Origin of the sequence: Peptoniphilus senegalensis JC140 (assembly GCF_000321025.1) — a bacterium.
GTDB classification, from domain to species: Bacteria; Bacillota; Clostridia; order Tissierellales; family Peptoniphilaceae; genus Peptoniphilus_A; species Peptoniphilus_A senegalensis.
In genome coordinates this window covers 745,758-755,385 of record NZ_HE610717.1, presented here as the reverse complement: position 1 = coordinate 755,385, position 9,628 = coordinate 745,758, and the positions used below count along the sequence as shown (strand labels likewise).

Here is a 9,628-nt window from a genome sequence, read left to right as displayed (position 1 = left end):
ATATAAAAAAAGGGGGAAGTTTTGGGATGACAGTAAATGAAAAAGTTTATGATAAAGAAGACTTAATTCATGTTTTAGAAAATATAGGAGAAGGGATATATTTAACTGATGGGAATGCCAAAACTTTATTTATAAATAAAGCCTATGAAAATATTAGTGGAGGCAATAGAGGACTATTTTTAGATAGGAATATGAAAGATATTGTTGAAGATAATTTAGTAGATGATTCTGCAAGTCTTAAAGTTCTTGAAAAAGGAAAAGAAGTTACGATGAATCAAACTTTAAAAAATGGAAGAAAAGTTTTGATTACCTCATCTCCAATTTTTGCAAAAGACAATAGTATAAAAATGGTAGTTACTATTTTGAGAGATGTTACTAGGCTTAAAGAGATGCAAGAAGAATTAGCACTGAAGGAAAAGAGAACAAATAATCTTATGCTAGTTTTAGAAAGAGATGGTGATATGATTTATAGATCGGGAATTATGGAAGATGTTGTCAATACAGCATTAAAAGCAGCTGAGTATAATACAACGATACTAATAAATGGAGAGACTGGAGTAGGAAAAGATTTAATAGCAAAATTGATTTATAAATTTGGATTAAGGAAAGACAAACCTTTTGTTGACGTGAATTGTGCAGCTATTCCAACAAATCTTATGGAATCAGAATTATTTGGATATGAACCAGGGTCCTTTACAGGAGCATCTAAAAAAGGTAAAAAAGGATTTTTTGAGATGGCAAATGGTGGCACAATTTTTCTTGACGAAATAGGAGAATTGTCTCTTGATATGCAAACAAAACTGCTCAAAGTTATTCAGGACAAAAAATTATATAGAGTTGGAGGAAATGAATTTATAAATATTGATGTTAATATAATTTCTGCAACAAATAGAAATCTTTACAATATGGTTAAAGAAGGAAAATTCAGAGAGGATCTATTTTATAGATTAAATGTAATTCCTATATACATACCACCTTTAAGAGAAAGGAAAGAAGATATACCAGTTTTAATAGATTACTTTTTAAATAAACTTATAAATAGTTATAATCAAGAGAAATTTTTTGATGAAGATGCATTAGAGGTTTTATATAATTATTCTTGGCATGGAAATATAAGAGAATTGAAAAATGTAATTGAGAGAACTTATATTTTAAGTAAAAATTCTCATATTAAAAAATCTGACTTACCTGAAAATTTGAATAGTGAAATTGTTTCTGATAGATTTAAAGAATTTAGAAATTTAAACTTATATGAGTCTGTAGAAAAGTTTGAAAAGCTTTTAATTGAAGATGTTCTATCAAATAGCAAGAATAATAAAAAAGCAGCAGAAATTTTAAATGTAGATCCATCTACATTAACAAGGAAAAGGCAGAAATATGGAATATAAATAATATATAAAATTTTTGGGTTACTATTATAGGTGTTTAAAAAGTGGGGTTATATATATGGATATAAAATTTGAACAGAGACAAAACTTAGATTTGAAAATAACGAGAGAACAAATTTATTCCATAGAACTCTTAGAATTAAATGCAATTGAACTTGATAAAGTAATTACTGAAGAAGTTTGTGAAAATGTAATATTAGATTATAATAAAAGAGAAAATATTATAAGTATAGATAATTTATTAAGTTCATATAATAAAAATAAAGAATATAGTAGTTATGGGACAGAATATAAAGATTATTCTAGCTTACCATTTACATATAAAGAAGATTTTAGAAAGAAGTTAGAAAAAGATTTTTTGACTTATAACCTATCAAAGAAAGAAGAAGAACTTGGAAAATATTTGATAAATAATTTGAGAGACGATGGTTATTTAGATTTAGATATTTTAGAAGTTTCTAAAAAATTTAAAGTAAGTCAAGGTTTTGTAGAAAAAGTAAGAGAAAAAATAAAGATAATTGATAATAAGGGCTTTGCTTCGAAAGATTTAAAAGAGTGTCTTCTAGTTCAGGTTGAAAAGGGAGATATTCTGTATAAATTTATTAATATTCATTTAGATAATTTGGCTAAAAATAGGTTAGATATCATAGCCAAAAGCATGAATATTTCTATGGAAGATGTAAAAGATTTATACAAAAGAATGCAAAAATTAGAGCCAGTGCCAAGTTCGGGAGAAAATTCTAATGAAAACACGTCATACATATTTCCAGAGATTTTCATTTTAGAAAAAGATCAAGAGTTAGAAGTAAAAGTAACTGACTCGAGAGAAAATCAATTAGGTTTTAACGAATATTATATGCGTTTATTTGAAAATACAAAAGATGAAGAAATCAAGAACTACCTAATGGAAAAATATAATAGGGCTCTATTTTTTTTGGAAGCTATAGCAAAAAGAAGGGCAACTATTAGGAAGATTGCTAATGAAATAGTTAGTATACAAAGAGACTTTTTTTTAAAAGGTTCTAACTTAAAAGTATGTAATTTAAAAATTTTATCAGAACGATTGGAATTATCAGAGTCTACAATTTCACGAGCAATGAAAGGAAAATATATTCACTCTAAAAGAGGGGTTTTTCCATTAAAATATTTTTTAGTATCTGGGGTTGGGCAAAATGAAACTTCTAAAGATGATATTTTAAAATTAATAGAAAAAATTATAAGCGAAGAGGATGTAAGAAAACCTTATTCAGATCAAAAAATATTAGAGATATTAAAAATTAATGGTGTAGAAATAAAAAGGAGGACTATTTCTAAATATAGAGAGCAACTAGGAATATTACCATCAAATTTAAGAAAAGAATATTAATTAAAATTACATCTAAATAATTGATATGGAGTTTCACAGCAAAATTGAAATACTGCAATAGTAATAAACTAGGTTAAATTGCGAAAATTAAAGGAATATAAAAATAAGCAAGCTAAAAAATTGTAAAAGTACAATTTAATGCTTGTTTATTTTTTTTGAATAGATTTTATTTGTTGCAAAATACAGATTATAAAAAAATGAAAGTTGGCATGATTTTTGCGTTATATATATGTGTAAGCTAAAACTATATATATATTAAGAAGGAGTGTATAATTTTATGACATTAATGACAGGTAAAGAGTATATTGAAAGTTTAAGAAACTTAGATATCAAAGTGTATATGTTTGGAGAAAAAGTTGAAAACCCAGTTGACAACCCAATAATTAGACCATCAATTAATTCGGTTGCAATGACTTATGATTTAGCAAATGATCCAGAATATGAAGATTTAATGACTACTACAAGTCATTTAACAGGAAATAAGATAAACAGATTTTGTCATATTCATCAAAGCAAAGAAGATTTAGTTAAGAAAATCAAAATGCAAAGATTGATGGGACAAAAAACAGCAAGTTGTTTCCAAAGATGTGTAGGTATGGATGCATTTAACGCTATCTATTCGACTACATATGAAATTGATAAGGAAAAGGGAACAGATTATCATGAAAGATTTAAAAAATATTTGATTTATTGTCAAGATAACGACTTAGTTGTTGATGGAGCTATGACAGATCCAAAAGGTGATAGAGGATTATCTCCATCACAACAAGAAGATCCTGATATGTATGTTCATATCAAAGAAATAAGAGAAGATGGAATAATTGTAAGAGGAGCAAAAGCTCATCAAACAGGCTCAATAAATTCTCATGAACATTTAATAATGCCTACAATCGCAATGAAAGAAGAAGATGCAGCATATGCAGTAAGTTTTGCTGTTCCTACAGATGCTAAGGGCGTATTCATGATTTACGGAAGACAATCTTGTGATACAAGAAAATTAGAAGAAGGTGCGGATATTGATCTTGGAAATAATACTTTTGGTGGTCAAGAAGCACTTGTAATATTTGATGATGTGTTCGTTCCTAATGAAAGAGTATTTATGTGCAAAGAATGGCAATATTCAGGAATGTTAGTTGAAAGATTTGCAGGATATCATAGACAATCTTATGCATGTAAAACAGGAGTAGGCGATGTATTGATTGGAGCAGCAGCTTTAGCAGCAGATTATAACGGAGTACCTAAAGCCAGTCATATTAAAGATAAGATTATTGAAATGCAACATCTCAATGAAACTATGTGGGCTTGTTCATTGGCTTGTTCCTATGAAGGAACAAAAACAGAATCAGGAGGATATCTAATTGATTTACTTCTTGCAAATGTATGTAAACAAAATGTTACGAGATTTCCTTATGATATAGCAAGACTTGCAGAAGATATAGCGGGAGGTTTAATGGTAACAATGCCTTCAGAAAAGGACTTAAAAGATGATTTTACAGGCCCTTGGGTTGAAAAGTTTTTGAGAGGCAAAGTTGGAACTGACACAGAAAATAGAATGAGAGTATTAAGGCTTATTGAAAATATAACACTTGGAACGGCTGCAGTAGGATATAGGACTGAATCAATGCATGGAGCAGGTTCACCTCAAGCACAAAGAATAATGATAGCAAGACAAGGAAACTTGGAATCAAAAAAAGAAATGGCAAGAAAGATTGCACATATTGATGTATCAAAAGACAATTTAAAAAAATGAGAGGTATATAAATGGAAGATCGAGAAGATTTAAGAAAGAAGATCATCCATGTTATCAATCATGACATATTTCCAAAAATAAAAGCACATGGAGGATTTATTAAGTTTAAATCTTTAAAAGATGGAGTTGTTACAATTACCCTTGGGGGTAATTGTAATGGCTGTATTTCAGCACAAATAACTGCAGAAGAAATTGTTAAAGAGAAACTTAAAGAAAAACTCGGGGATGAAATAAGAGGAGTAAAAGTATATCAGGACATAGATGATCAAATTTGGGATTTTGCTAAGGAATTATTGAGAGGTGAAAGAAGTGAATTGGATTGATGAATATAATAAAAAAATTGTTACAGCAGAAGAAGCTTTAAAACATATAAAATCAAATGATAGAGTAATTTTTGCTCATGCTTGTGGAGAACCGGGATATTTAGTAGATAAGCTTGTAGAAGTGAAAGAAAATTTTAGAGATGTAGAAATCGTACACATGGTTCCAATGGGGCCAGCTGAGTATTGTAATGAAGAAAATAAAAAATATTTCACACATAATGCGCTATTTGCAGGTGGGGCAACAAAAGAAGCTATTAAAAATGGTAGAGCAGATTTTACACCAGTATTTTTCCATGAAGTTCCAAAAATGATTAGAACTACTATGCCAATAAATGTAGCTCTTGTTCAAGTGTCTAAGCCTGATGAGCATGGATATGTAAGCTTAGGGGTATCTGTTGATTATACAAAAGCAGCAGTAGAAGTCGCGAACATAACAATAGCTCAAGTAAATAAGTATATGCCTAGAACTCATGGAGAAAGCTTTGTGCATATCTCAGAAATAGATTATTTTGTTGAACACGATGAACCAATTCACACTTTAAAAAGTCCTAAAATTGGTGAAATAGAAAAAGAAATTGGAAGATATTGTGCAAGCTTAATAAATGATGGAGATACTTTACAATTAGGAATAGGAGCTATTCCTGATGCAGTACTTAGTTTTTTAACTGATAAGAAAGATTTGGGAATTCATTCAGAAATGTTTTCGGATGGCGTTGTGAATTTAGTAGAAAAAGGAGTTATTAATAATTCTAAGAAAACTACTAATAAGGATAAGATGGTAGTAACTTTCTTAATGGGCAGCGAAAAGCTTTATGAATATGTAAATGACAACCCATCTATAAAAATGATGCCAGTAGATTATGTTAATAATCCTGTAGAAATAATGAAAGAAGACAATATAGTTTGTATAAATTCATGCATTCAAATCGACTTAATGGGTCAAGTTTGTTCAGAAAGTATTGGGGCAACACAAATATCTGGTGTTGGTGGACAAGTTGATTTTATAAGAGGCGCTGCTATGGCGAAAAATGGAAGGTCAATAATAGCCATGCCAAGTACTGTTAAATCAAAAATTTCAAAAATTGTAACGAAGCTTGATGATTATTCAGTAGTAACAACTTCTAGAAATGATATAGATTATGTAGTAACGGAATATGGTGTAGCATCTTTAAAGGGAAAAACTTTGAGGGAAAGATCAAAGGCTCTTATAAAAATTGCTCATCCTGATTTTAGAGAAGAATTAATAAAATATCATAATGAAAAATTTGCAGATAATTTTAAAGGATAGGGTGAAGATATGGTAAAAAGAGAATATGGGCAAGAACAGCCTGGTATAAAAATTGGAATGTTTGTACTAAGAATTCCATTTATTCATTACAGATTTGAAAAATCAGAATTTTTACAAGCCTTACTTATGTGTGCTACTTGTTTGGGAGCAATTCCTGTAATGACAGAAAATTTAGGAATTCCTTTTGAACTTGCATGGGGAATGGTTATTATAAATGGTTTTTTATATACATTACATGCTACATGGGGTGATCCTGTTGTACCAGGTTGGATAACGCCATCTATACCTTTGACGTTAGCATTTTTAGCTGGTTTTCCAATGGGAGAAACTAGAATTCAAGCTTTGATAGCACTTCAATTATTAGTAGCCTTGATATTTATAATTATGGGTATTACAGGAATTGCAGCTAGGTTACTAGGACTTGTGCCAGAATCAATTAAATCAGGTATACTTATGGGTGCAGGATTTGCAGCAGTAATAGGAGAAGTGGGAGCTGGAAAAAGATTAGACCAAACACCAATAACTATTGGCATTGGTGCATTAATTGCATTTTTTTTACTTTTTTCTAATAAGTTTAAAAAACTTAGGAAAAAGAGTAAATTTTGGGATACTATTAGTGGATTTGGAATGTTACCAGCTATAATTCTAGCAGTTATAATTGGACCAATTGTTGGAGAATATGTAATACCAAAAGTTGATTTTTGGCCATTGATAAAAGTACCTGACTTTGTTGGAATTCTTCATACAGTAAGTCCATTTTTCATAGGATGGCCAAGTGCTGAAATGTTTGCAAAAGCGGTTCCAATGGCAATTGTTATTTATATAATAGCTTTTGGAGATTTCGTAACATCAGAAGCACTATTAAATGAAGCAGATGAAATTAGACAAGATGAAAAAATACACTTTGATGCAAATAGATCAAATTTAATAAGTGGCATCAGAAACTTAATAGAAGGCCTATTTTGTGCATATCCAACATTAGCAGGCCCACTTTGGGCAGCTGTAACAGCGTCTGTTGCTGAAAGATATAAAGATGGTCCAGAGAAAATGGAAAGTATATTTTCAGGGGTCGGTACATTTAGATGGTCAACATTTTTAGCAGTTGCAATAGTTCCTATAGTTGGTTTTGTTCAACCAATATTACCAGCGGCATTAAGTATGACTTTATTAGTACAGGGCTACATATGTGTAAGGCTTGCTATTGATATGACAGTAACAGATGTCGATAAAGGTATAGCAGGAGTTATGGGTGCTGTAATAGCTTCAAGAGGAGCAGCATGGGGTTTAGCTGTTGGGCTAATTTTATATTTTATACTAACACTTAAAGAAAAACGTCAAAGAGAATATGCTGAAAATAAAGCAGAACTTGATTAAAGTCTAAAATGCAAATTTTTAGTTGCATCGGAGAGAATATGATAATAAGTGATAAAGCAAAAAAGTATGTTAAAGAAAAGTCAGCTGATTATATAGTAATAGATGTAAAAAGGAATGAAAATTTCTCTGGCTGTGGTTGTTCATCTAAATCAGTTGTTACTTACAGTCCCAAGGCTGATATAGGATATGAAATTAACACTGAAAATTATATAGTAACTGAGGTAGATGGAATAAAAATAGCACTTGATAAAGATATAGAGTCCACAATAAAAGAGAACACAAAAGTTGATGTAATAGGGATTTTTAACAAGAGCCTTTTTATTGAAAACTACATTTCTAAAGTAGTAAAAGATGAATAAAGAGGTGATTATATCGAGAATGATATTAAGATTGGCATAAAATATTGTGGAGGATGTCAAAGTCGATACGATAGAGGGAAAGTAATAAGAGAAATAATTAAAGATATTCCTGAACTTAATTATGAATTTGTAGAGGATGGACAAACTTATGATTATTTGTTAGAAATATCTGGATGCCCAGTTAAATGTGCAGATATAAGTAAGTATAAAGTTAATAATAGTGTTATAGATATAAATGATCATAATTATAAAAACTATAAAAAAGTTATCTTTGAAAAATTAAGGATTAAAGATAATTAAAAAAAATAGATATATGATTGTTAATTTTATTGTATTTTATAGAGTTTATAGAGATATAGACTCTATATTTTTTATAAGGAGTTAAAAATGGAAAATTTATTAATAGATATTGAAAATGAAACAGCACTTGTAAAAATTAATAGACCAGAAGTATTAAATGCGCTTAATACTCAAACTTTAAAGGAATTAAATGAAGCTTTTTCAGACATAAAAAATAGAAAAGATATAAAAGTTGTAATATTGACAGGGCAAGGAGAAAAATCATTTGTTGCTGGGGCAGATATTCATGAAATGGCAAATGCAACTCCAAAAGAAGGTAGAGATTTTGGACTTTTAGCTTTTGAGACATTTAAAAAAATAGAAGAAGCACCACAAGTTACAATAGCAGCTGTAAATGGATATGCTTTAGGAGGAGGATGCGAACTTTCTATGGCATTTGATTTTAGAATAGCATCTAAAAATGCTACATTTGCTCAGCCGGAAGTGGGATTAGGAATTATTCCTGGATTTGGAGGAACTCAAAGATTACCTAGATTAATAGGCAAAGGGAGAGCCAAAGAATTAATATTTACTACTGATAAAATTGATGCAACAGAAGCTTATAGGATTGGACTTGTAAACAAAGTTGTAGATCAAGTTAATCTTATAGATTATTGTAAAGAAATGGCTGAAAGAATTACTAAGAAAGGTTCATATGCAATTTCTGTGGCAAAACAAGCTATAAATATTGGAATGGATATGAGTTTAGAAGAAGGAATTCAATTGGAAGCGAACTTATTGGGTGTAGTATTTTCTACTGATGATAAAAAAGAAGGGTTAACTGCATTTTTAGAAAAAAGAAAACCGAAATTAAAAGATTTCTAATTATGAAAATTATTATTCGGTGTATATAAATTTGTTTATTAAAATATTAAATTGAGAATGTAAAATTGACATTTTAATAAAAGATATTAAAAGATAAAAAGCTCAAATCAGAAAACTTTATTAGCAGACAAAGTTAATTTCCATCCATATAATATAGTGCATATTATTTTTATTTAAAAAACATCAAACTAAATTGCGTACCAAGATAAATTATTGGTATAAATAAATTGGAGGGATGTTATGAAATTTTTACACACAATGATTAGAGTAAAGGACTTGGAAAAATCTGAAAAGTTTTATAAAGAAGCCTTGGGTTTTGTTGAATCAAGGCGCAAGGATTTTCCAGAAGATGAATTTACACTTTTGTATTTAAAGTTAGAGGACTCGCCCTATGAACTTGAGTTAACATATAATTATGACGGAAGGGACTACACAATTGGCGATGGCTACGGTCACATTGCCATATCTCACAAAGACATAAAAGCCTTTAGAGAAGAATTAAAAGAAAAGGGCTGTGATGTGACAGAATTAAAAGCACTTTCTGACAAATCAGATTCCTACTTCTTTGTAAAAGACCCAGATGGATATAAAATTGAAGTAATTGGAGAAAAGTAAA

General features: G+C 29.7%; 9 protein-coding genes. All 9 read left to right on the top strand.

Annotated features, from left to right (window positions below; translation table 11 throughout):
* Nucleotides 1-1,388 (top strand): sigma-54 interaction domain-containing protein (locus PTSHG_RS03570; protein ID WP_019107524.1); only part of this gene is annotated, 1,388 nt, incomplete at its 5' end.
* 58 nt (nt 1,389-1,446) lie between these two features.
* Nucleotides 1,447-2,754, top strand: a complete 1,308-nt coding sequence (gene rpoN, locus PTSHG_RS09170) for an RNA polymerase factor sigma-54 (RefSeq protein WP_019107523.1) — start codon at nt 1,447-1,449, stop codon at nt 2,752-2,754.
* A gap of 277 nt (nt 2,755-3,031) precedes the next feature.
* A complete protein-coding gene (locus PTSHG_RS03560) occupies nt 3,032-4,504 on the top strand; it encodes a 4-hydroxyphenylacetate 3-hydroxylase family protein (protein ID WP_019107522.1) in 1,473 nt (490 codons plus the stop codon).
* 11 nt (nt 4,505-4,515) lie between these two features.
* Nucleotides 4,516-4,827, top strand: a complete 312-nt coding sequence (locus PTSHG_RS03555; protein WP_019107521.1) for a NifU family protein — start codon at nt 4,516-4,518, stop codon at nt 4,825-4,827.
* Nucleotides 4,814-6,115: an acetyl-CoA hydrolase/transferase family protein gene (locus PTSHG_RS03550; RefSeq protein WP_019107520.1), complete on the top strand. Its 1,302-nt coding sequence runs from the start codon at nt 4,814-4,816 to the stop codon at nt 6,113-6,115. The genes PTSHG_RS03555 and PTSHG_RS03550 overlap by 14 nt, the downstream gene beginning before the upstream one ends.
* Nucleotides 6,116-6,124: 9 nt before the next feature.
* A complete protein-coding gene (locus PTSHG_RS03545; protein WP_019107519.1) occupies nt 6,125-7,489 on the top strand; it encodes a solute carrier family 23 protein in 1,365 nt (454 codons plus the stop codon).
* Between the two features lie 38 nt (nt 7,490-7,527).
* Nucleotides 7,528-7,848 carry a CC/Se motif containing family gene (locus tag PTSHG_RS03540; RefSeq protein ID WP_019107518.1) on the top strand — a complete coding sequence of 107 codons (321 nt, stop codon included), beginning with the start codon at nt 7,528-7,530 and terminating at the stop codon, nt 7,846-7,848.
* 387 nt (nt 7,849-8,235) lie between these two features.
* Entirely contained in the window at nt 8,236-9,012 is a 777-nt protein-coding gene (locus tag PTSHG_RS03535) for an enoyl-CoA hydratase-related protein (protein ID WP_019107517.1), read from the top strand.
* 240 nt (nt 9,013-9,252) lie between these two features.
* Nucleotides 9,253-9,627, top strand: coding sequence for a lactoylglutathione lyase (gene gloA, locus PTSHG_RS03530; protein ID WP_019107516.1), 375 nt, complete (start codon nt 9,253-9,255; stop codon nt 9,625-9,627).
* Nucleotide 9,628: the final 1 nt, after the last annotated feature.